The following is a 20309-nucleotide window of genomic DNA, read 5'->3' on the forward strand; positions in this document are numbered from 1 at the left end:
GGACGTGTCCTGGGACGCCCTCGCAGGCGCGGAAATCTACAACGTAAAGGCGGCGGCCCGGGTCAGCGCTGGGCGGGCTGGAGGTCGGCGACGTGGCGGATCAGGTCGCCGACGTGGACGACGCCCATGCAGCGGCCCACCTCGTCCACCACCACCAGGTCGTCGTACACCCGCGCGGAGTCCTTGCCCGCCACCTGCATGGCGGCGATGACCGGGGTGGTCTTGGGCACGACGCGGGGCGGGTCGGCCAGGCGGTGCGCCGGCTTCTTGGCGTGCAGCGCGTGCCCGTAGGGGCCGGCGATCGACAGCAGGAAGCGGCTGCGCTCCACGCTTCCCCGTGGACGCTGATACTCGTCGACCAGGATGACGCTGGTGATCGACGGTTCGGTGCCGAGGGCCTCCACCACCTCCTCCGCCGTGGCGTGCATGCCCAGCGTCACCGCGGGCATCAGGAACTCCTGGACCCGGGGCCCGAGGTCGATCATCGACGGCTGCGGCTCGGCCGGCACCGGCAGCGGCACGTGCACCCTGCCGTGCGAGGGCCGCCAGTCGAGCGGGGCCAGCAGCGGCCCCTGAGCGAGACGCACCCCCCAGCCGCGCAGCGTCGTGAGCTGCGCCTCGTCGCGCACTTGGGGAGCCAGGACGTGGACGCCCAGGCTCTTGGCCATGTGCGCCACCGCCTCGCCGACGGCGTTGCGCCGCGCGTCGCGGGGCACCCGTTCCATCAGTTCGGGCGAGAGCACCAGCGCGTACGGCGCGGCGTCGGCGATCAGGTCGAGCGGGACGTACGAGGTGCCGAGGCCGCCGACGGCGACCAGGTAGCCGATGGTCCGCAGGCCGTCGATGCCGGTCAGCAGGGCCCGGCGGTCGCGCGCCGCGACGTCGCCGGTGATCACCAGGATCACCTCGCGGGGGCGGCGGCTGGTGGCGCGCATGGCCTCGTGCAAGGGGGCGAGGGCTCCGGAGCCCTGGACCACCGCGTCCGAGGGCACGGTGAGCAGCAGCGGCAGCAGCGCCTCCTCGTGGGCGGCGGCGTAGGCGGCGGCGACCGTCCCCGAGACGTCTCCTGTGATCCCGATGGAGGCCGCCTCGACGGCGATCACCCCTCCGGTGTCCAGATCGACGATCGGGAGGAAGGCCGCAGTGGCCCGCGGGGCTCCCGGCGTCCCCGACGGGAACGCCCCGAACGACGCGAACGACTCGGAAGGTCCAGACGGTCCAGATGGTCCAGAGGAGAAGCCCGGGTGGCCCCCGGAGCCCGTGGGGCCGGAGGTCGGGAAGCCCGGGTACGTCGCCGTCGGCGTCGCGCCGGGATGTGGGGGCGCGGGGTGTCCCGGGAGGACCGCCTCCGGGCCGCCGGGGGCGGCTCCGTGGCGGCCGGGGGAGGGGGCGCCGGGAGATCCCGGTGAAGCCGGAGGGGCCATCGAGGCTCCCGGGGATGCGTCGGTATGGGTGGCGGTCGCCAGGATCGAGGCGGCCGGGGAAGAGGTTCTGAGGACCGTCACCCATGGATTGTGCTGCGGTTTCATCACTTCAAGGCACGCTGGAAGGCGGAATTCACGGATATTTCCCCCACTGTTGGAGGGAAGGATTTCTTTACCGACAGTCGGAAGCGCTGTCACACCCCGTAGTCAAGATCCCGTTCCGGGTGCCTCCATCTTCGCCGGTTCCTCCGAGCCCCACGGCGGGCCCGCGGCAGGCGGTCCTGCGGAGTGAGGCCGAGGTGTGGCTCCGCAGGGTGGCGCGGGCCGGTGCGACTCGGCGCCAGGTGGGCGGCGAGGCGACCCGGCCGGCCACGGGCGGGTCTCGCCTCATGGGACGGGCACGGGCGGCCTGTCCGCCGTCCGCGTGCGTGGGCCTTCGTCCTGTACTGTCGCTGGTCATGGCGGGACGACCGGCGGCGGGCGGGGGGCGATGGGTGTCGGTCGCGCCCGAGCGCCTGGAGGGATGGCTGCGCGGGTTCGCCGAGCGGCACGGCGCGAGCGAAGCGGCCTTGCGGGACGAGGCCACAGCGGTCCCGCGCGGCGAGGTGGTGTGCCTGCGCGCCTCTGACGGCGCCGTCGCCGAACTCCACGTCCCCTTTCCCCCGTTCACCGCGCCACCCTCCGCGGATGTGCCACCCAAGACGTCCACCGCGGATGTGCCGCCCGAGACGTCCACCGCGCCACCCTCCGCAGATGTGCCGCCCGAGACGGCCACCGCCGAGGCGGAGGACGTTCGCGGTGAGGGCCTCCTCGCGGCCCTGGTCGCGCACGCGACGGCCGAGCGGGTGATCGGTGTCCTGCTCGTGCGGCTCGGCGGGCACGCGGCGGGCGTGTTCGAGGGACGGCGGTTGGTGGCCTCGAAAGTGGGCTCGCGCCTGGTGCACGGGCGCAGTGCGGCCGGAGGCTGGTCGCAGCAGCGCTTCGCCCGCCGCAGGGAGAAGCAGGCCGGCGAGGCGTCGCAGGCGGCGGCCGACGTGGCCGCGCGGGTGCTGGTGCCGCGGGTGGCGGCGCTGGACGCGGTCGTCCTCGGGGGAGATCGGCGCGCCGTGGACGCCCTGCGCGCGGACCGGCGGCTCGCGCCGCTCTTCGCCCTGGAGGCCGGGCCCTTCCTGGACGTGCCCGACCCGCGGCTCGCCGTGCTCCAGGACACCCCCAAGAACTTCCGCGCCGTCCGCGTCCGCCTGCTGGACCCCGCGGGCTGAGCCCCGGCCTCCGCCTGCCGTGTCCGGCTGCTCGATCCCGCGGCCTCCGCCGTCCGCGTCGGTAGGAGGGGGCGCGCCGTCCGGTTCCGCTGCTCGACCTCGCGGGCGCGACGCGGTCACCGCCGTCCGCGACGGTGGGCGCAGGGCCCTGACCAGCGCTTACCGGCAGAACGGCGGGCCGGGACCTCCGTCCCGGCCCGCCGCTACGACGCGCCCTGCCCAGGGCGGGCCCGGATCAGGTGGCGGCGCAGGTGACGGTGGCTCCGGCGCCGGTTCCCGTGCCCTGGAACCCGAAGTTGGTGCTCTGCCCGGCCGACAGCCGCCCGTTGTAGCTCGCGTTGGTGACGGTCACGGTGCCGCTGGTGCCGGAGTTGACGCCGCTCCAGATGGACGTGATCGTGGCTCCGGAGGGCAGGGTGAGGGCGACCCTCCAGCCGTTGATCGCGGCGCCGCCCGCGGTGACGTTGACGGAGGCGACGAACCCGCCGGCCCACTGGTTCGACACCGAGTAGGCCGCCGAGCAGCCCCCGGTCCCGCCGCTGGGCGACGGAGAGGGCGACGGGGAGGGCGAAGGTGACGGGGACGGGGACGGCGAGGGGGAAGGCGACGGGGAAGGAGAGGGGGTGCCGCCGTCGAGCGTGAGGTTCTTCTGCTGGACCTGCCACTGGGTGTTGCACAGGCCGCAGTTGGGGCCGACGAAGTTGGTCCCGGCCGTCGTGTCGCCCTTCAGCCGCCACTTGAGGTACAGCACCGCCACGCGGCCGAATTCGCCGCCGTTGGTCTGGCCGTAGGTGCCGCCGTGCCCGACGTTCAGATTGCCCATGAAGGCGGGCAGCCCTGACGGCAGCTTGCCCCAGTCGTCGATGGCGTTGGGGTAGGCGATGTCACTGGTCCCGCCGATGAAGTAGGCGATCGGCTTGGTCAGCCGGCGGAGCTGGTAGTCGTCGGAGTCGTTCAGCAACCCGCTGCTGAAGATGGTGGTCGTGGTGACACGCGAGTCGTTGGAGACGGCGTAGGCCTCCAGGCCCCCGCAGGAGTAGCCGCCTACGGCGATCTTGGTGGTGTCGAGTCTGCCGTAGTACTTACTGCCCTGGCGGCCGTTCTCCGCGACCGCCCAGTCGATGGACTGGGTGAGCATCTGAGACGTCGTCGAGCCCGAGGCGTTCGGGCCGCCGCTGGCGATGGCCAGGAACCCGTACGAGGCGATCTCACGGAGGAAGTTCTGCTGCGAGAGCCCGTTGGCGGAGCAGCCTCCGTTGCCCCAGACGAAAATGGGGAGTTTCTCGGACGGGAGGGTTCCGGGCCGGTAAATGGTGTGATTGGCCAGGCCGGTGGAGGTCTCGTAATCAGCCGGATAGGGGCCTGAACCGCCGACCGCCGCTACGGCGCTCGGCGTCATGGTGAGCGCCACCATTCCGGCGCATATCGGGGCGACCGCGGCCGCCAGTACCGCGCTGATGATCGAGCGTTTTCTCATTTCGCCCTCCGAAGGCATGACAACGGCGCTCTGTGTCGGATGTGGCATACGCGGCGGACGCCGGCGGGAGCCCGGCAGCGGCATGGCCGACTCCCACCGCGCCGGGCCGGCCGGCGCCGGACCGAATCCGCGGATCGATACGGCGAACCATCGGCTGCCGGTCGCGCTCGTGTCAGGCGCGATGAGCCGATGGGCAATGCGCAGTTACTATCACTGCGGCGAATAAAAGTGTCAAGCGACCGCATTCAGCCGGTCGAGCGGTGTGCGCGCGGGCCGGAAACGCCCCAGGCGCGATCGGCATCCGGGCGGGCGCCGGTCGTCCGAGTGAGTGAAAGTTTCCTTTAACCGTCCCTGCGGACCGGGGTGGAAACGGAGTTCTCCGACGCCCGGAAGTGGGTGATCCACGATGCGGCGTCCGGCCAGTACGGCGTCGTGACCTGGACCAGCCGCGCCTCGGCGAGCGTGCCGAGAGCGGAGTGGATCTCCAGCATGAGCTCCCTGGCGGCCTGGCGGGGCCACGGTGCCGGCAGGAGGTGCTCGGGGAGGTCCGGGTCGATGTCGGGGAACCTCCGCCAGGAATCCATGACGGAGGTCCGGGCCACCAGCGCCCGGGTCGCGTCGACCTGCCCGTCGCGCACGGCCGCCCGCAGATCCGAGTACCGCGCGATGAAACCGTCGTAGGCCGAGGCGAGGCCGGCCAGATCGTAGGCGGCGGCAGGGCCGTGCGGGCCGGCCTCCGCGTCGAAGCGGGTGTGCATCACCGACCAGCGGCCACCGTCGACCTCGTCCATGATCTCGTGCAGCGCCTTGGTCGCCGGACCCGCGTCGGATCCGGGCCGGATCCACACACTGTCGTACAGCCGGGCGAAACCCAGCGCCCCCAGAGCCCTGCGGACCGCGTGCCGCGGGGCCTGGCCGGACTGGGGGATCGAGAAGGAGACGGTCACCCAGTCGCCGGTCCACCGCGGCGGGCGTGCGCCGAAGCCGAGGAAATGATCCATCCGGGCGCGATGCCTGGCGATCGCCTGAGAGGTGAGGTGGTACACGGGCGGCCGTCCGGATCCCCGCACGGCGATCAGGCCACGCCTGGTCAGCCGGGACAACGCGGCCCGCGCGCTGGACTCGCTGATGCCGAACTCCCCGAGCATCGCGACCACCGCCGCCGACGGCAGGTTCGCCTCCGAGGAGTCGAGGTACTCGCCGAGCAGGGTCGCCAGAAGGTGCTGCGGGTTGGGGCCGGCCTGCGCCCGCGGGGCTCCGACATCCTCCGAAGGCACGTGGGCGCTCACGTCATCAGCTTGCCGCACGGCGACGTCCCCGCCGAACGACTCTGCCCTCGCGCCGTCCGCCTCGTGTTCGTCCCGGCGAGCTCAGGGCCCCTTCCATATACGGGTTTCCCACGGCGTCCGCCCGTCCGGAACCGTCACAGGCTTGTGCTGATCGCGCCGGCGACGCGGGCGGTGGTGTCGGCGAGCCGCGGCAGCGGATGCGACGCTCCGACCAGCGCGTATAGGGCGGCCACCGTCTCGCCCGCCGCGTCGTGGAGGGGGGCCGCCACGCAGCGCACGAGCGGCATGAGCTCCCCGCGGTCGTAGGCGACGCCCGTCTCGCGGATGTCGGCGAGCTCCCGGCGCCCGCTCCCCGGCGGCAGGGCCAGCGATCGGCCTGCCGGAGTGCAGGCCAGCAGGACCCTGCCGGCCGCGGTCGTCCAGCACGGGGACGAGGTGCCGGGCACGATCGGCGCGAGATGCCGCATCTCGCCGGCCACCGCGTCGATCACCATGGTGTGCCCGTGCGACAGGACGCAGACCCCCACCGTCGCTCCGGTCATCCGGGCGAACCGCCGTAGGGGGCGCTGCACGGCCTGGCGCAGCGCCGGACTCGCGCGCCAGGCCCCGGCCAGCCGGTGCATGCGCTCGCCGACGCGGTACCTGCCGCCGGACTTCTCCACCGCGCCCAGATCGGTCAGCTGTTCCAGCAGGCGGTACGCCGTCGCCTTGGGCAGGCCGCTCTCGGCGGCGATCCGCGTCAGACCGGCCTCGCCGGTGCGTTCGAGGACGTCCAGGAGGGTGAAGGCGCCTTCCAGAACGCCACGCCCGGCCGTCACCGGCCCCTTCGCGGAGTCCGCGCCGACTGAACCCGTCATGGGCGAACAGTACGGCGCGTGACCGCCATGTACCAGTCTTGTCACCGAAACCGTCTCAGAAGGACGCGGCGGGCCGGCGACCCGGTAGGCGGACCGCGGGGCGGACCGGGGAATCGGCGGGCGCGCGGCCCATCAACCCCGCCGCAGGCAGCCCGTACACTAGGCCTATGCGCACTCCCGATTGATCGGCGCACTCACGAAGCGGGCCGAGCCGCGTGGCGGCCCCGCCGCGTTCCCGGTATCCACCGTCAGCACGTCCTTCGACCTTGTTCCCCGCTCTGGGAGTGTTCCCTCATCATGATCATCGCGTCCGACATCGAACTGCGCGCCGGTTCCCGCCTGCTCATCGAGGGGGCCTCCTTCCGCGTCAACCCCGGCGACCGCATCGGCCTGGTGGGCCGCAACGGCGCGGGGAAGACCACGCTCACCAAGGTGCTGGCCGGCGAGGGGCTGCCCGCCGCCGGCACGGTGACCACCACCGGCAGCGTCGGCTACCTCCCCCAGGACCCGCGCACCGGAGACCTGTCGGTGCTGGCCGCAGACCGCATCCTGTCGGCCCGCGGCCTGGACGAGGTGCTGCGCGAGCTGCGCCAGGCCGAGATCGGCATGGCCTCCGACGACTCCCGCGTGCGCGATCGCGCCGTGCGCGCGTACGGCCGCCTGGAGGATCGGCTGCACGTCCTCGGCGGGTACTCCGCGGAGGCCGAGGCGGCCTCGATCGCCTCCAGCCTGGGCCTGCCCGACCGCGTGCTCAAGCAGCCGCTCCAGACGCTGTCCGGCGGCCAGCGGCGGCGGGTGGAACTGGCCCGCATCCTGTTCAGCGGAGCGGAGACTCTCCTGCTTGACGAGCCGACAAACCACCTCGATGCGGACTCAATCGGGTGGCTTCGTGATTTTTTACGATCACACCAGGGCGGTTTGATCATTATTAGCCACGATGTCGGGCTTCTTGAAGCGACGGTCAACCGGGTCCTGCACCTCGACGCCAACCGCGGCGTCATCGACACCTACAACGTCGGCTGGACCACCTATCTGGCCCAGCGCGAGAGCGACGAGCGGCGCAGGAAGCGCGAGCGCGCCAACGCCGAGCGCCAGGCCTCCCAGCTGCTCTCGCAGGCCGACCGCATGCGCGCCAAGGCCACAAAGGCCAAGGCCGCCCAGGACATGGAGCGCCGCGCCAAGCGCCTGCTCGCGGGCGTGGAGGAGGAGCGGCGCTCCGACAAGGTCGCCAAGCTGCGCTTCCCGGACCCGGCGCCGTGCGGGCGCACGCCCCTGACGGCCACCGGCCTGTCGAAGTCCTATGGCTCGCTGGAGGTCTTCACGGACGTGGACGCGGCCGTCGACCGGGGCAGCCGCGTGGTCGTGCTCGGCCTGAACGGCGCCGGCAAGACCACGCTGCTGCGCATGCTCGGCGGCCTGGAGAAGCCCGACTCCGGCCAGATCCACCCCGGCCACGGCCTCAAGCTCGGGTACTACGCCCAGGAGCACGAGACGCTGGACGCCGGCCGCACGGTGCTGGAGAACATGCGCTCGGCGGGCTCCGACGTGCCCGACGTGACGCTGCGCAAGGTACTCGGCTCGTTCCTGTTCTCCGGGGACGACGCCGACAAGCCGGCCGGCGTGCTGTCGGGAGGCGAGAAGACGCGCCTGGCCCTGGCCACACTGGTGCTGTCGAGCGCCAACGTCCTGTTGCTGGACGAACCCACGAACAACCTCGATCCCGTCAGCCGCGATCAAGTACTTTCAGCGCTAAGATCCTATTCTGGGGCAATTGTCCTGGTTACGCATGATGAGGGTGCCGTTGAGGCCCTACAACCAGATAGGGTGATCTTGCTACCAGACGGAGTCGAAGACGCTTGGAGCGATGAATTTTCCGATCTTGTGGCACTTGCCTGATCTTAATTTGAGCGGGTACGGATCTTTTCCCATGGAGTAGGTAGCCGATCCGGCTGAAATGACTGATCATGGCGTGAGTAACGCTGCGGAAGTCTGGCACTACAGGAGGTACTCGTGGCCGAGACTCTCAAGAAGGGCACCCGGGTGACCGGGGCCGACCGTGAAAAACTGGCCGCCGATCTCAAGAAGCGGTATGCCGCGGGTGAGAGCATCCGCGCGCTCGCCGCGTCGACCGGCAGGTCATACGGGTTCATCCACCGCATCCTCAGCGAGTCCGGCGTGACTCTGCGGGGGCGCGGGGGCGCCACCCGGGGCAAGTCCAAGCGCTAGCGGACGCCTCGGTTACGCGCGACCGCAGCCGCTCGTGCCGTTCAGCCGAAGCCCGTCCCGCCCGCGCCGGTAGAATCTCATTCTGGAACCTGCAGTGGGTTCGGGCGTGACGGGACAGTGAGGCATGGGGACGGAGCGGGCGATGGCGGAAGCGGCGACAGGGGGGAGTGCGGCGGACACCTCGGCGAGCGAGGATGCCGAGCCGGGCACGCATGGAGCGCTGACGCGCGCCGGAGGGGTGCGTGGCGAGGCTGAGGGAGCCCCTGACAGCGAACAGCTCGCGGAGATCGGTCTGCGCTTCGAGGTGGACGGCGAGATCGCGACGATAACACTTGACCGGCCCGAGCGGCGGAACGCCCAGACGTTCGCCACCTGGTCCGCTCTGGCTCAGATCGGCAGAACGTTGCCTGAGCAGGTGCGCGTCGTCGTGGTCCGAGGCGAGGGGCCGTCCTTCTCAGCCGGCATAGACGTGCGGCTGTTCACGCCCGAGGGTGTCTCGGGGCAGGGGTCGTTCGCGTCCGCGGCCGCGCTCGACGGCGGGACGATCGACCAGCGCATCAGGGAGTTCCAGGACGGCTTCCTGTGGCTGCGCCGCCCCGACATCGTGTCCATCGCGGCCGTGCACGGGCACGCGATCGGGGCCGGATTCCAGCTTGCCCTGGCCTGTGACCTGCGCGTCATCGCCGATGACACCAAATTCTGCATGAAAGAGCCCGCGCTCGGGCTCGTCCCCGACCTCACCGGCACCAAGCCACTGGTCGATCTCGTCGGCCTGTCCCGCGCCGTGGAGATCTGCCTGACCGCGCGCGTCGTCGAGGCCGGCGAGGCGCTGCGGCTCGGCCTGGCCGAGCGCGTCGTCCCCGGGGACGAGCTTCAGGCGGCGACGAAGGAGCTGGCCACGTCCCTGCTGGCGACCGACCGTGACGCGGCGGCGGCGACCAAGCGGCTGCTGCAGGGGGCGTCCGGCCGCACGTTGGAGGAGCAGGCGGCGGCCGAGCGCGCCGAGCAGCGGGCACGCATCAAAGCGCTGTTCGGGGGCGTCCGTCAGGCGTGATCGTTCGCCTTGAGCTGACCGGGGAATCGGGGGGCCGGTTCTCCTGCTTGGCGGGAGGAGGGATCGGGCGAGGCCCGGTCCCGGGGCGCGCGGTGAGAGGATCGGCGGACGGCTGATGGCGATGATGGGCGGGGGATACGGTCCCCAGGTGATGCGGTCCCTGCGGCGGGACAGCTCGGTGACCAAAGAACGGCTCACGCCGGGGACGGTGCCGCGCATCTCCCGGTACGCGCGGCCCTACCGCGGGCAGATCGCCGCGTTCCTCGCGCTGGTCGTGCTGGACGCGGTGATCGTCATCGCCAACCCGCTGCTGCTGAAGTCGATCATCGACGGCGGCATCATCCCGCGGCGGGCCGACGTCGTGGTCATGCTGTCGTTGATCATCGCCGGCCTCGCCCTGGTGGACGCCGGGCTCGGGCTGGCCCAGCGCTGGTTCTCCTCGCGCATCGGCGAGGGCCTGATCTACGACCTGCGCACCGAGGTGTTCGACCACGTCCAGCGCATGCCGGTGGCCTTCTTCATGCGCGCCCAGACCGGCGCGCTGGTCTCGCGGCTCAACAGCGACGTCATCGGCGCCCAGCGCGCCATCACCAGCACGCTGTCGGCCGTGGTGTCCAACGTGGTCAGCCTGATCATGGTGCTCGGCGCGATGCTGATCCTGTCGTGGCAGGTCACGCTGGTCGCCCTGATCCTGCTGCCGATCTTCATCTTCCCCGCCCGGTACGTCGGGCGCCGCATGTCCGGGCTGACCCGCGAGCAGATGCAGCTCGACGCCGAGATGAGCTCGGTCATGACAGAGCGCTTCAACGTCGCCGGCGCCATGGTCGCCAAGCTGTACGGCCGGCCGGACGACGAGGCCTCGCACTTCAGCGATCGGGCCGGCCGGGTGCGCGACGTCGGCATCACCGTCGGCATGTACGGCACGGTGTTCCGCGTCGCCCTCGGCCTGGTCGCCGCGCTCGCCACCGCGCTGGTGTACGGGGCGGGCGGCGTGCTCGTGGTCGACGGCGCCTTCCCGCTCGGGACGCTGGTGGCGCTCGCCGCGATGCTCATGCGCCTCTACGGCCCGCTGACCAGCCTGTCCAACGTCCACGTCGACGTGATGACCGCGCTGGTCAGCTTCGACCGGGTGTTCGAGGTGCTCGACCTGAAGCCGATGGTCGCCGAGAGCCCGCACGCCCGGCCGCTGCCCGGCGGGCCGGTCACCATCGAGTTCGACGACGTCCAGTTCCGTTACCCGGCCGCCGAGGAGGTCTCGCTGGCCTCCCTGGAGTCGGTGGCCAGGCCCGACACCGGCCCGAGCCAGGAGGTGCTGAAGGGCGTCACCTTCACCGCCGCGCCGGGTCAGCTCATCGCGCTGGTCGGGCCGTCCGGCGCGGGCAAGACCACGATCACCTCGCTGGTGTCGCGGCTGTACGACGTGACCGGCGGCGCGGTGCGCATCAACGGCGCCGACGTGCGCGAGGTCACGCTGGCCTCGCTGCGCGAGACGGTGGGCGTCGTGATGCAGGACGCCCACCTGTTCCACGACACCATCGGCGCCAACCTCCGCTACGCCCGCCCGGGCGCCTCCGAGGAGGAGATCTGGGAGGCGCTGCGCGCGGCGCAGATCTCCGAGCTGGTCGAAGGGCTGCCCGACGGGCTGGACACCGTCGTCGGCGACCGGGGCTACCGGCTGTCGGGCGGGGAGAAGCAGCGCATCGCGCTGGCGCGGCTGCTGCTGAAGGCCCCGCGGGTCGTCGTGCTCGACGAGGCCACCGCCCACCTGGACTCCGAGTCCGAGGCCGCGGTGCAGCGGGCGCTGAAGACGGCGCTGGCCGGCCGCACCTCACTGGTGATCGCCCACCGCCTGTCCACGATCCGCGAGGCCGACGAGATCCTCGTCGTGGAGGACGGCCACGTCGTCGAGCGCGGCCGCCACGACGACCTGCTCGCGGCGAACGGCGCCTACGCCGAGCTGTACAGCACCCAGTTCGAGCACCAGCGCTAGCGCCGCCGGCCGCGGGCGGGGCGGTCCGAGGAGGTCCTGGAGCGCTCGCCCCGGTGGCCGGCGCCCGCGGGCGGCCGGGTCACAGGTAGCCGAGGCGGGTGAGCTCCTCCTTGGCGACCTTCTCTACCAGCGCGAGGTCGTCGGGCCGTAGCCGGGAGCGCCACGCGCCGACCTTGGGCGCGCCCGCGCCGTACAGCGCGACCTTGGAGACCCGGCTCTCGACGAACTCCGACACCGCCGCCACCGTGGCGCCCGGGGACTGGGCCATCTCCTCGTAGCGCACCGTGAGGAGCTGGTCGGGCGGCATCTCCTGGCGCAGCGCGGCGCTCAGGCGCACGGCGCTGCGCCAGCGCAGGGCGCACTTGCCCGCCGAGTCCATCGCGGTCCACTTCTCGCGGTGCTCGCTGGCGTTGACCCCGAGGAAGGGGTTGGGGAACTCGGTCTCGTCGCTGAGCATGCTGGTGCGGAACAGGCTCATCGAGGCCCGGTCGGCGAGCATGTCCGCGGTGACGTCCCTGCCGTCCCGGATGAGCTGGATGAAACGGGCGTCGGGGAAGGCCTGGAGCAGCACCGGCGCGCTGTAGAGCAGGTCGGGGTTGGCGTCGCCGAACCGGACGACGGCGCCGGGCGAGGCGCACGGGCCGCCGCCGGTGACGGCCCCGGCCTCCCGGCAGGACGCCGGGCACTCGGCGCACGCCCCGGGGACGATCTGCCAGGCCTCGGCCAGGGCGTCGCGCAGCACCCGGACGGCGCCGCCGCCCTTCCTGCGCATGATGGAGGGACGGCGGGCGAAGGCGTAGACCACGTGGGCGACCGCCGCCCGGCCCATCGTGAGGTGGAAGCCGGGCGAGCGTTTCAGCGCACGCGCGAGGAGGTCCACGCCGGAGTGCGGCGCGCCGAGCACGAACACCGGCCTGCGGACCTTGATGCCGTTGACCACCAGAATGTGGGTCGGGGGTCGCATAAGTGAGGACAGTCTGACACCCTTTGCGAGGTGAACGAACCGGCCACGCCCCGCCCGTCGGTGGTACATGGCGTCACCTGGGTAAGCGTACTCACAACTGTGGCGGTTTCCGCCCATTCACGGGTTTTCGACGCCCCTAAATCAGGACGGATTCGGGGTATGGGAGGCGGGCGATGAGGGACAGACGGCTGTGGGTCCCCGGCCGGCTCCACCCCGGCGACCGGGTGGCCGTCGTCGCGCCCTCCGGCCCGGTCGACCCGGTGCGCCTGGCGCGCGGCCGCCAGGTCCTCACCGAGATCGGCCTGGACGTGGTGGTCATGCCCAGAGTCCTCAACCGGCGCGGCTACCTCGCCGGGTCGGACGCCGGCCGGGCGGCCGACCTGCAGGAGGCGTGGTGCGACCCCAGCGTGCGGGCCGTCATCTGCGCCCGGGGCGGCTACGGCGCCACCCGCCTGCTCGACCTGCTCGACTGGGCGGTCATGGGCACGGCCCGGCCCAAGATCCTGCTCGGATCCAGCGACATCACCGCGCTGCACCAGGCGTTCGCCGTGCGGCTCGGCGTCGCGGGCTGCTTCGGCCCGATGCCGGCCTGCGCCACGCTGAGCGACCCCGAGGGCCCCGAGCCGTCGTCGCTGGCCCACCTGCGCGCCTCGCTGTTCGAGGGCGACATGCCGGACCCGGTGGCCGGCGACCAGGTGATCGTGCCCGGCCACGCCGAGGGCCCGCTCACCGGCGGCAACCTGTCGTTGCTCGCGGCGCTGTGCGGCACCCCGTACGCCATGCGCGGGCAGGGGCACATCGTGCTGCTGGAGGACATCGGCGAGGACCCCTACCGCGTCGACCGCATGCTGACCCAGCTGATCTCGGCAGGGTGCCTGACCGGCGCCCTCGGCATCGTGCTCGGCTCGTGGGTCGGCTGCGGCGACCCGATGCCCGCGCTGGTCGACCGGCTGGCCCCCCTCGGCGTGCCGATGATCGCCGGAGTGCCGATCGGCCACGGGACACCACAGTTCACCGCCTGGATGGGAGCGGACGCGGTCATTGATACCGAATCGTGCTCTTTGACTTGCCTGTTCCGCGACCCCGCTGCGGCACTGTAGGCGCAGTTCAGGGGAACACCGGGGGAAGACAGTGGCAGTTGGGAGCCTTGCGTGGGCTTGCTCAGGCGATACCGGGACCGGCGGGCCGGCGCGTCGCGGCGCTCGATCGAGGACGCCGACCTGGACTCCCTGCTGACGCTGGTGGCCGAGAGCCTCGGCTACGACCACGCGTTGCGGCCCGGGGCCTCCTCGATGGTGCTCACCGGGCCCCGCACGGTGACGGTGCGGCTGGACGGGCTGCGCCGCGAGGCGGCGCGGCGGTCGCGGGAGGACTGGCCGGTGCTGGTCTCCGAGCACCTGGCACGGGCGGTGGCCCGGCCCGAGGACCTGCCGGACGTGTGCGATTACGCCCAGGTCCGTCCGCTGCTGCGTACCCGGGTGGTGCTCGCCGACGGGCTGGATGACGACCCCTCCCGGCTGATCGGCCGCCACCTCGGCTCGGACCTGATCGAGATCCTCACCGTCTCCGGGCGCCCAGTGCGCCCCGAGGAGGCGTTCTGCTGGCCGGTCCCGCCGGCCGAGGCGCTGGAGGCCGCCGGGCGCAACGTGCTCGCCGACGAGCGGCTGACGGCCGAGCGCGTCGACCTCGACGGCATCGCGGCCTACGTCATGTCCGGCTCGCCTGCCAGCTCCGCCGTGCACCTGCGCAAGATCCAGGACTACCTGGTGGTCTCCTCCGACGGGCTCATCGTGGCGCTTCCCCGCCCCGGCGAGATGATCGTCCATCCCATCGACGGCCTGTCGGTGATGCGCGCCATCGAGCGGCTGTGGCTGCTGGCCCACCGCGAGTACCGGGCGCACGACGACGGGCTCAGCCCGCACGTGTACTGGTGGAACCACGGCAGGCTGACCCGCATCCAGGCCGACCTGGTCGTCCAGAACGGCCAGCGCCGCCTGGTCGTCGCCCCGCCCCCCGACTTCGCCCGCCTCCTGGCCGCCATGGCCAAGGACCGCTAGACCGGCCCGCCGGGGGGAGGCGGGGGCGGCCTAGAGAAGGGCGGTGTGGCGCGGGGCGGAGCTGGGGCGCGACAGGGTGTGCGCGGTGTGGATCAGCGGGACGTGGCTGAAGGCCTGGGGGAAGTTGCCGACCAGGCGCCCGTAGCGGGGGTCGTACTCTTCGGCCAGCAGCCCGACGTCGTTGCGCAGGGACAGCAGCTTCTCGAACATCTCGACGGCCTCCTTGCGCCGGCCGGCCATCGCCCGCGCCTCGGCCAGCCAGAAACTGCACGCCAGGAACGCCCCCTCGCCGCCGGTCAGGCCGTCCACGGTGTTCTGGTGGGCGATCGGGTAGCGCAGCACGAAGCCGTCGGCCATCAGCTCGCGCTCGATCGCGTCGATGGTCCCGGTGACGCGGGGGTCGTCGGGCGGCAGGAAGCCGGTCTGCGGGATGAGCAGCAGCGAGGCGTCCAGCTCCTGCGACCCGTAGGACTGGGTGAAGGTGTTGCGCTCGGCGTCGTAGCCCTTCTCCATGATCTCGGCGTGGATGCGCCCGCGCAGGTCGCTCCAGCGCTCGACCGGGCCGCTGTGGCCGAACCGCTCGACCTGCCGGATCACCCGGTCGGCGGCCACCCACGCCATCACCTTGGAGTGGACGAAGTGCCGGCGGGGCCCGCGGACCTCCCACAGGCCCTCGTCCGGCTCGTCCCAGTGGGACTCCAGGAACTCCATCAGCGACCGCTGGATCGCCCAGGTGCGCGAGATGGAGGTCAGCCCGGAGGCTCGCGCCAGGTAGAGGCAGTTCATCACCTCGCCGTACACGTCGAGCTGGAGCTGGTCGACCGCGGCGTTGCCGAGACGCACCGGCCGGGAGTCCTCGTAGCCCTCCAGCCAGGGCAGCTCCATCTCGGGCAGACGGCGCTCCCCGGCCACGCCGTACATGATCTGCAGGTCCTGCGGGCGGCCGGCGATGGCGCGCAGCAGCCACTCGCGCCAGTCGCGGGCCTCCTCGACGTAGCCGGCGCCGAGCAGGGCGTCGAGGGTCATCGTGGCGTCCCGCAGCCAGCAGTAGCGGTAGTCCCAGTTGCGGACGCCGCCGATGTCCTCAGGCAGGGAGGTGGTGGGCGCGGCCACGATGCCGCCGGTGGGGGAGTAGGTGAGGGCCTTGAGCGTGATCAGCGAGCGGTCGACGGCCTCGCGCCAGCGCTCCTCGGTGCGCGGGGTGCACTGGGAGATCCACTCGCGCCAGATCGCCTCGGTCTCGTCCAGCTCTTCCAGCGGGTCGATGCTCGGCGGCTTCGGCGAGTGGGAGGGGTGCCAGGTGAACACGAACGCCAGCCGGTCGCCGGCCGACACGCGGAAGTTCCCCTTGTGGGCGTAGTCGCCGCCCTGCAGCGGCACGGGGGAGTGCAGCCACACCGAGTCGGGCCCGCCGATGGCCTGCAGCAGCCCGTTGTCGCGCCGCACCCAGGGCACGATGCGGCCGTAGTCGAAGCGGATGCGGATGAGCGTGCCCATCTCGACGCTGCCGGACAGGCACTCGACGACCCGCACCAGGTCGGGGTTGGCATGCCGGGGCGGCATGAAGTCGGTGACCCGCACCGTGCCGCCCTCGGTGTCCCACTCGGTCTCCAGAATGAGGGTGTTCTCGCGGTAGCGGCGCCGGGTGCTCAGCCGCCGTCCGGGCCCGGCCGGGCCGATCCACCAGTGGCCGTTGCGCTCCTCGCCCAGCAGTGCCGCGAAACAGGCGGGGGAGTCGAAACGGGGCAGGCACAGCCAGTCGATCGACCCGTCCCGGCCGACGAGGGCGGCCGACTGCATGTCGCCGATGAGTGCGTAGTCCTCGATCCGCATGCCGTCACGCTAGTACGCCCGAGGGCTCGCGGCGCACGCCTCGGGCGACGGGCCCGGCCTCGCGGGCGGCGGCGCGGGCGTCAGCCGCGTGGACGCATCAGCGGCATGAAGAACTGGGTGAGCGGGCCGATCAGCACCGCGAAGGCGATGGTGCCCACGCCGGCGGTGCCGCCGAGCAGCCAGCCGACGGCCAGGACGCTCAGCTCGACCAGCGTGCGCGCCGTCCTGATGGACAGGCCGAGCCGGTGCAGCCCGGTCATCAGCCCGTCGCGGGGCCCGGGGCCGAGCCCGGCGCCGATGTACAGGCCGGTGGCGGCGGCGATCACCACGATCGCGGCCAGCAGGTAGGCCCAGCGCACCACCAGGTGCCCGGGGGTGGGCAGCACCCAGATCACCAGGTCGGCGAACAGCCCGAGGAAGACGATGTTGCTCACCGTGCCGAGGCCGGGGCGCTGCCTGAGCGGGATCCAGAAGACCATGACGGCGGCGCCCACCACGATGATCCACGTGCCGATCGACCATCCCGTGCGCACGGCCAGGCCCTGGTGGAAGACGTCCCACGGGTCGTTGCCGAGACCGGACTCGACCTGCAGGGCGATGCCGGCGCCGTAGAGGAACAGCCCGGCGTACAGGCGCAGCAGGCGGGCGGGGAGCGAGCCGACGTGGGGCAGGGAGATCTCAGTCATGGTGCGGCCATGGTCGGACGCCATTGGCTTGCCACTAAAGGGCCAATCAGAGAAAGTGGCCTTATGGAGCGCTATGTCAGTGGGCCATGGCTGGCCCGGCTGGTCGACCTGCCGCCGGACACCCGCCCGTACTACCGCGCGCTCGCCGACCGCGTGCGCGGGCTCATCCTGGACGGCCGCCTGGCGACGCGCGTGCGCGTGCCCGCAGAACGCCACCTGGCGCAGGCCCTCGGCGTCAGCCGCACCACCGTGACCGCCGCCTACGACCGGCTGCGCGAGCAGGGCTACCTCGACAGCCGCCAGGGCGCGGGAAGCTGGACGAGCCTGCCCGACCCGGGCGCGCTCGGCACCGACAACCCGTGGCTCGCCGCCGGCGACGACGGCCTGATCCCCCTGCACGCCGCCGCCCCGCCCGCGACGTCCCTGCTCCCCGAGGCGCTGGCCGCCGCCACCGAGGCATACCCTCGCTACGGCCTGGGCACCGGCTACGACGCGGTCGGCGTGGCGCCGCTGCGCGAGGCGATCGCCGCCCGGTACGGCGCCCGGGGGCTTGCCACCCGGCCCGACCAGATTCTGGTCACCGGCGGCGCCCAGCACGCCATCCACCTGGTCATGACCCTGCTGACCGGCCCTGGCGACCCGATGCTGGTGGAGTCGCCGACCTACCCCCACGCCCTGGACGCCGCCCGCCTGCGCGGCGCCCGGCTGGTGCCGGTCGGGTTCCCCGAGGACCGCTGGGACCTGGACCTGATGGCCTGCGCCATGCGGCAGTCGGCCACCCGGCTCGGCTACGTCATCCCCGACTTCCACAACCCCATGGGCCTGTTCATGGACGACGCCGGCCGGGCCGAGCTGGTGCGCGCCGCCCGCAGGTACGACACCACCCTCGTGGTGGACGAGAGCTGGGCCGAGCTGGCCGTCGACGAGGTGCCCGCGGCCCGGCCGCTGGCCGCGTTCGACACCGACGGCCGGGTGATCAGCATCGGGTCGGCCTCCAAGCTGTGGTGGGGCGGCCTGCGCATCGGCTGGATCCGCGCCACCAGCGCCATGGTCCGGCGCCTTGCCGTGCTGCGTGTCGGGGTGGACATCGCCGCGCCGCTGATCGAGCAGCTCGTGGTGGCCCACCTGTTCGAGCGCATAGAGCTGGCCAAGGCAGAACGGGCCCGCGCGCTCGGCGCCTCCCGCGCGGCCCTCGCCGGGGCGCTGCGCGCGCTGCTGCCCGAGTGGCGCTTCACCGAGCCGCGCGGGGGCGGGTCGCTGTGGGTGCGGCTGGACGCCCCGAACGCGACGCCGCTCGCCGACGCGGCGGCGGCCCGGGGAGTGCGCCTGGCGCCCGGTCCGTGGTTCGGCGTGGACGGCACGCTGGAGCGCTACCTGCGCCTGCCGTTCACCATGCCGCCGCGGGCGCTCGCCGACGCCGTGCCGCGCCTGGCCGCCGCGCGCGCCGCGGCCGCCTCGCCGGGCTCCCTTCCCGCGCCCGGACCGCGGGACGCCGCGCTGACCCCCTCCCTCTGACGGGCCGCGGCGCGAGCGCGCCTCACACCTTCGCCGGGGCGGCGGAACGCTCCGGCGAGCGGCCGGAGGCCGCCGTCACACCTCGCCCATCAGCACGCGCAGCCGGTGAGCGAAGGCCAGCAGGACGCCCGAGGCCAGGACCGCGATGGCCGCGAGCGTGGTGAAGTACGCCGGCTCGGACATCACCCGCAGCAGGCGCGCGGTCTGGCCCCCGATGGCGTCGCCGACGGCGAAGGACAGGTACCACACGCCGAGCATCTGGCTGCGGAAGGCGTGCGGGGCCAGCTCGACGGTCACCGACAGCCCGACCGGGCTCAGCGACAGCTCGCCGAAGACCTGGACGAGATAGACCAGGAACAGCCACCAGACCGAGATGCGCCCGGTCTCGGCGAGCCGGGCGGCGAGCGCCATCACCACGAAGCTGACGCCGATCATGAACAGGCCGAACGCGAACTTCTGCGCCGCCCCCACCCGGTCGCCGAGCTTCACCCACAACGCCGCGAAGACCGGCACGAACACCATGATCATCAGCGGGTTGAACGACTGCGTGGTGGCGGCCGTGATGGAGTGCCCGAACATCCGCAGGTCGGTGTGCACGGCCGCGAAGTCGTTGAGGACGGTCGGCGCGAGGTCGTAGATCATCCAGAAGATCGCGGCGGCGGCGAACAGCCAGATGTAGGCCTTCATCCTGGTGCGCTCGACGGGGGTCAGGTTGTGGCTGCCGAGCAGGATGTAGGCGAAGTACCCGACCGGGACCATGATCGTCAAGATGGTGAGCGCCACCGTGAAGCGGTCGACGGTCAGCGTCCCGCTCGCCGCCCACAGGGCGAGCGCCACCGCCGCGGCGCCCAGGCCGGCCGCCGCGACCAGTGCGAAGTGGCGCCGCTCCTGAGGGGTGAGGCGGTGTCCGGGCGTCTCGCCGGCGCCCCGCAGATGGCGGCCGCCGGCGACGTACTGCGTCAGGCCGATGGCCATGCCGACCGCGGCGGCGCCGAAGCCCACGTGCCAGCGGTCGTCCTTGGCCAGGTTGCTCACCACGTACGGCGCGGCGAACGCGCCCACGTTGATGCCCAGGTAGAAGATCGAGAAGCCGGCGTCCCGCCGGGCGTTGTCCCCTTCGGGGTACAGGGCGCCGACCATCGTGGAGATGTTCGGCTTGAGCAGGCCGGTGCCGGCGACGATCAGCGCCAGGCCGAGCCAGATGAGCGCCGGGCCGCGCAGCGGGATCGCCATGCTGATGTGGCCGAGCATGATGACGCACCCGCCGATGAGCACGGCGCGGCGGGCGCCGAGCACGCGGTCGGCGATCCAGCCGCCGGGCAGCGCCAGCAGGTAGACCAGCGCCCCGTACACGCCGACGACCGCGGTGGCGGTGGGCTTGGGCAGCCCGAGGCCGCCCTGGACGACGGTCGCGGTGAGGAAGAAGAACAGGATGGCGCGCAGCCCGTAGAAGCTGAAGCGCTCCCACATCTCGGTGAGGAACAGGGTGACGATGCCGCGCGGATGCCCGAAGACCCTGCGCTCCTCCACCTGCGTGCTGAGTTCCTGCGACATGCGGTACGCCCCCCGTGCGCGTTCACTGCCTGGCCGGCGCCCGGCGGGCCGAGGGCGTCGCCGAGGCGGGGGTCCTCGCCGTCGCGCCTTGAGCGGCACCGTGGGCGTGCTTTCTGGACTT

General features: G+C 72.4%; 16 protein-coding genes. 8 read left to right on the top strand and 8 right to left on the bottom strand.

Features of this window, described 5'->3' with window-relative positions:
• Nucleotides 1-62: 62 nt before the first annotated feature.
• The gene (locus ACWEN6_RS26350; protein ID WP_452573702.1) at nt 63-1103 is read right to left on the bottom strand and encodes an EAL domain-containing protein; all 1041 of its coding nucleotides are present in this window, start codon (nt 1101-1103) and stop codon (nt 63-65) included.
• Nucleotides 1104-1882: 779 nt separating this feature from the next.
• Between ACWEN6_RS26350 and ACWEN6_RS26355 the strand changes: the two genes are divergently transcribed.
• A complete protein-coding gene (locus ACWEN6_RS26355; protein WP_452573704.1) occupies nt 1883-2686 on the top strand; it encodes an acVLRF1 family peptidyl-tRNA hydrolase in 804 nt (267 codons plus the stop codon).
• Nucleotides 2687-2921: 235 nt separating this feature from the next.
• Here ACWEN6_RS26355 and ACWEN6_RS26360 read toward each other — a convergent pair whose 3' ends face one another.
• The 3 genes from ACWEN6_RS26360 to ACWEN6_RS26370 form a co-directional block, all read right to left on the bottom strand.
• Nucleotides 2922-4163 carry a cellulose binding domain-containing protein gene (locus ACWEN6_RS26360; protein WP_452573706.1) on the bottom strand — a complete coding sequence of 414 codons (1242 nt, stop codon included), beginning with the start codon at nt 4161-4163 and terminating at the stop codon, nt 2922-2924.
• Nucleotides 4164-4504: 341 nt separating this feature from the next.
• A complete protein-coding gene (locus ACWEN6_RS26365; protein WP_452573708.1) occupies nt 4505-5452 on the bottom strand; it encodes a PaaX family transcriptional regulator in 948 nt (315 codons plus the stop codon).
• 134 nt (nt 5453-5586) lie between these two features.
• Complete coding sequence (locus ACWEN6_RS26370; RefSeq protein WP_452573710.1) at nt 5587-6309, bottom strand: IclR family transcriptional regulator; 723 nt, start codon at nt 6307-6309, stop codon at nt 5587-5589.
• 297 nt (nt 6310-6606) lie between these two features.
• On the opposite strand from ACWEN6_RS26370, the gene ACWEN6_RS26375 reads away from it, so the two are divergent.
• The 4 genes from ACWEN6_RS26375 to ACWEN6_RS26390 all read left to right on the top strand — a co-directional run bounded on the left by ACWEN6_RS26375 (nt 6607) and on the right by ACWEN6_RS26390 (nt 11579).
• Nucleotides 6607-8205, top strand: coding sequence for an ABC-F family ATP-binding cassette domain-containing protein (locus tag ACWEN6_RS26375; protein WP_354845030.1), 1599 nt, complete (start codon nt 6607-6609; stop codon nt 8203-8205).
• Nucleotides 8206-8319: 114 nt separating this feature from the next.
• Nucleotides 8320-8535 (top strand): helix-turn-helix domain-containing protein, encoded by a 216-nt coding sequence (locus ACWEN6_RS26380; RefSeq protein WP_093173121.1) that lies wholly within the window; start codon nt 8320-8322, stop codon nt 8533-8535.
• Between the two features lie 142 nt (nt 8536-8677).
• Nucleotides 8678-9589, top strand: a complete 912-nt coding sequence (locus ACWEN6_RS26385) for an enoyl-CoA hydratase/isomerase family protein (protein WP_452573712.1) — start codon at nt 8678-8680, stop codon at nt 9587-9589.
• A 115-nt stretch (nt 9590-9704) separates the two neighbouring features.
• Nucleotides 9705-11579 (top strand): ABC transporter ATP-binding protein, encoded by a 1875-nt coding sequence (locus ACWEN6_RS26390; protein ID WP_452573714.1) that lies wholly within the window; start codon nt 9705-9707, stop codon nt 11577-11579.
• 79 nt (nt 11580-11658) lie between these two features.
• Here the strand turns inward: ACWEN6_RS26390 and ACWEN6_RS26395 are convergent, their stop codons facing one another.
• Nucleotides 11659-12543, bottom strand: a complete 885-nt coding sequence (locus ACWEN6_RS26395) for a sulfotransferase family protein (RefSeq protein WP_452573716.1) — start codon at nt 12541-12543, stop codon at nt 11659-11661.
• A gap of 173 nt (nt 12544-12716) precedes the next feature.
• Here ACWEN6_RS26395 and ACWEN6_RS26400 point away from each other — a divergent pair, with 173 nt between their 5' ends.
• Both ACWEN6_RS26400 and ACWEN6_RS26405 read left to right on the top strand, forming a co-directional pair.
• The gene (locus tag ACWEN6_RS26400; protein ID WP_354930341.1) at nt 12717-13643 is read left to right on the top strand and encodes a S66 peptidase family protein; all 927 of its coding nucleotides are present in this window, start codon (nt 12717-12719) and stop codon (nt 13641-13643) included.
• A gap of 51 nt (nt 13644-13694) precedes the next feature.
• Entirely contained in the window at nt 13695-14600 is a 906-nt protein-coding gene (locus ACWEN6_RS26405; protein ID WP_452573718.1) for a hypothetical protein, read from the top strand.
• 30 nt (nt 14601-14630) lie between these two features.
• On the opposite strand, the gene ACWEN6_RS26410 is transcribed toward ACWEN6_RS26405, so the two are convergent.
• The gene (locus ACWEN6_RS26410; protein ID WP_452573720.1) at nt 14631-16433 is read right to left on the bottom strand and encodes a glycoside hydrolase family 15 protein; all 1803 of its coding nucleotides are present in this window, start codon (nt 16431-16433) and stop codon (nt 14631-14633) included.
• 80 nt (nt 16434-16513) lie between these two features.
• Nucleotides 16514-17119, bottom strand: coding sequence for a membrane protein YczE (gene yczE / locus ACWEN6_RS26415; protein WP_452573722.1), 606 nt, complete (start codon nt 17117-17119; stop codon nt 16514-16516).
• 63 nt (nt 17120-17182) lie between these two features.
• Between yczE and yczR the strand changes: the two genes are divergently transcribed.
• On the top strand, nt 17183-18634 hold the full coding sequence (gene yczR / locus ACWEN6_RS26420; protein WP_452573724.1) for a MocR-like transcription factor YczR: 1452 nt from the start codon (nt 17183-17185) through the stop codon (nt 18632-18634).
• Between the two features lie 75 nt (nt 18635-18709).
• Here yczR and ACWEN6_RS26425 read toward each other — a convergent pair whose 3' ends face one another.
• Nucleotides 18710-20188: a peptide MFS transporter gene (locus ACWEN6_RS26425; RefSeq protein WP_452573726.1), complete on the bottom strand. Its 1479-nt coding sequence runs from the start codon at nt 20186-20188 to the stop codon at nt 18710-18712.
• Nucleotides 20189-20309 lie beyond the last annotated feature (121 nt).

The organism is Sphaerisporangium sp. NPDC004334 (assembly GCF_053602655.1).

What these genes read in the sequence shown, in the direction of transcription:
- ACWEN6_RS26360 (WP_452573706.1), bottom strand. Translation starts at nt 4,163, where the DNA reads ATGAGAAAACGCTCGATCATCAGCGCGGTACTGGCGGCCGCGGTCGCC.
- ACWEN6_RS26425 (WP_452573726.1), bottom strand. Translation starts at nt 20,188, where the DNA reads ATGTCGCAGGAACTCAGCACGCAGGTGGAGGAGCGCAGGGTCTTCGGG.
- ACWEN6_RS26370 (WP_452573710.1), bottom strand. Translation starts at nt 6,309, where the DNA reads ATGACGGGTTCAGTCGGCGCGGACTCCGCGAAGGGGCCGGTGACGGCC.
- ACWEN6_RS26395 (WP_452573716.1), bottom strand. Translation starts at nt 12,543, where the DNA reads ATGCGACCCCCGACCCACATTCTGGTGGTCAACGGCATCAAGGTCCGC.
- yczR (WP_452573724.1), top strand. Translation starts at nt 17,183, where the DNA reads ATGGAGCGCTATGTCAGTGGGCCATGGCTGGCCCGGCTGGTCGACCTG.
- ACWEN6_RS26410 (WP_452573720.1), bottom strand. Translation starts at nt 16,433, where the DNA reads ATGCGGATCGAGGACTACGCACTCATCGGCGACATGCAGTCGGCCGCC.
- ACWEN6_RS26390 (WP_452573714.1), top strand. Translation starts at nt 9,705, where the DNA reads ATGGCGATGATGGGCGGGGGATACGGTCCCCAGGTGATGCGGTCCCTG.
- ACWEN6_RS26400 (WP_354930341.1), top strand. Translation starts at nt 12,717, where the DNA reads ATGAGGGACAGACGGCTGTGGGTCCCCGGCCGGCTCCACCCCGGCGAC.
- ACWEN6_RS26385 (WP_452573712.1), top strand. Translation starts at nt 8,678, where the DNA reads ATGGCGGAAGCGGCGACAGGGGGGAGTGCGGCGGACACCTCGGCGAGC.
- ACWEN6_RS26355 (WP_452573704.1), top strand. Translation starts at nt 1,883, where the DNA reads ATGGCGGGACGACCGGCGGCGGGCGGGGGGCGATGGGTGTCGGTCGCG.
- ACWEN6_RS26375 (WP_354845030.1), top strand. Translation starts at nt 6,607, where the DNA reads ATGATCATCGCGTCCGACATCGAACTGCGCGCCGGTTCCCGCCTGCTC.
- yczE (WP_452573722.1), bottom strand. Translation starts at nt 17,119, where the DNA reads ATGACTGAGATCTCCCTGCCCCACGTCGGCTCGCTCCCCGCCCGCCTG.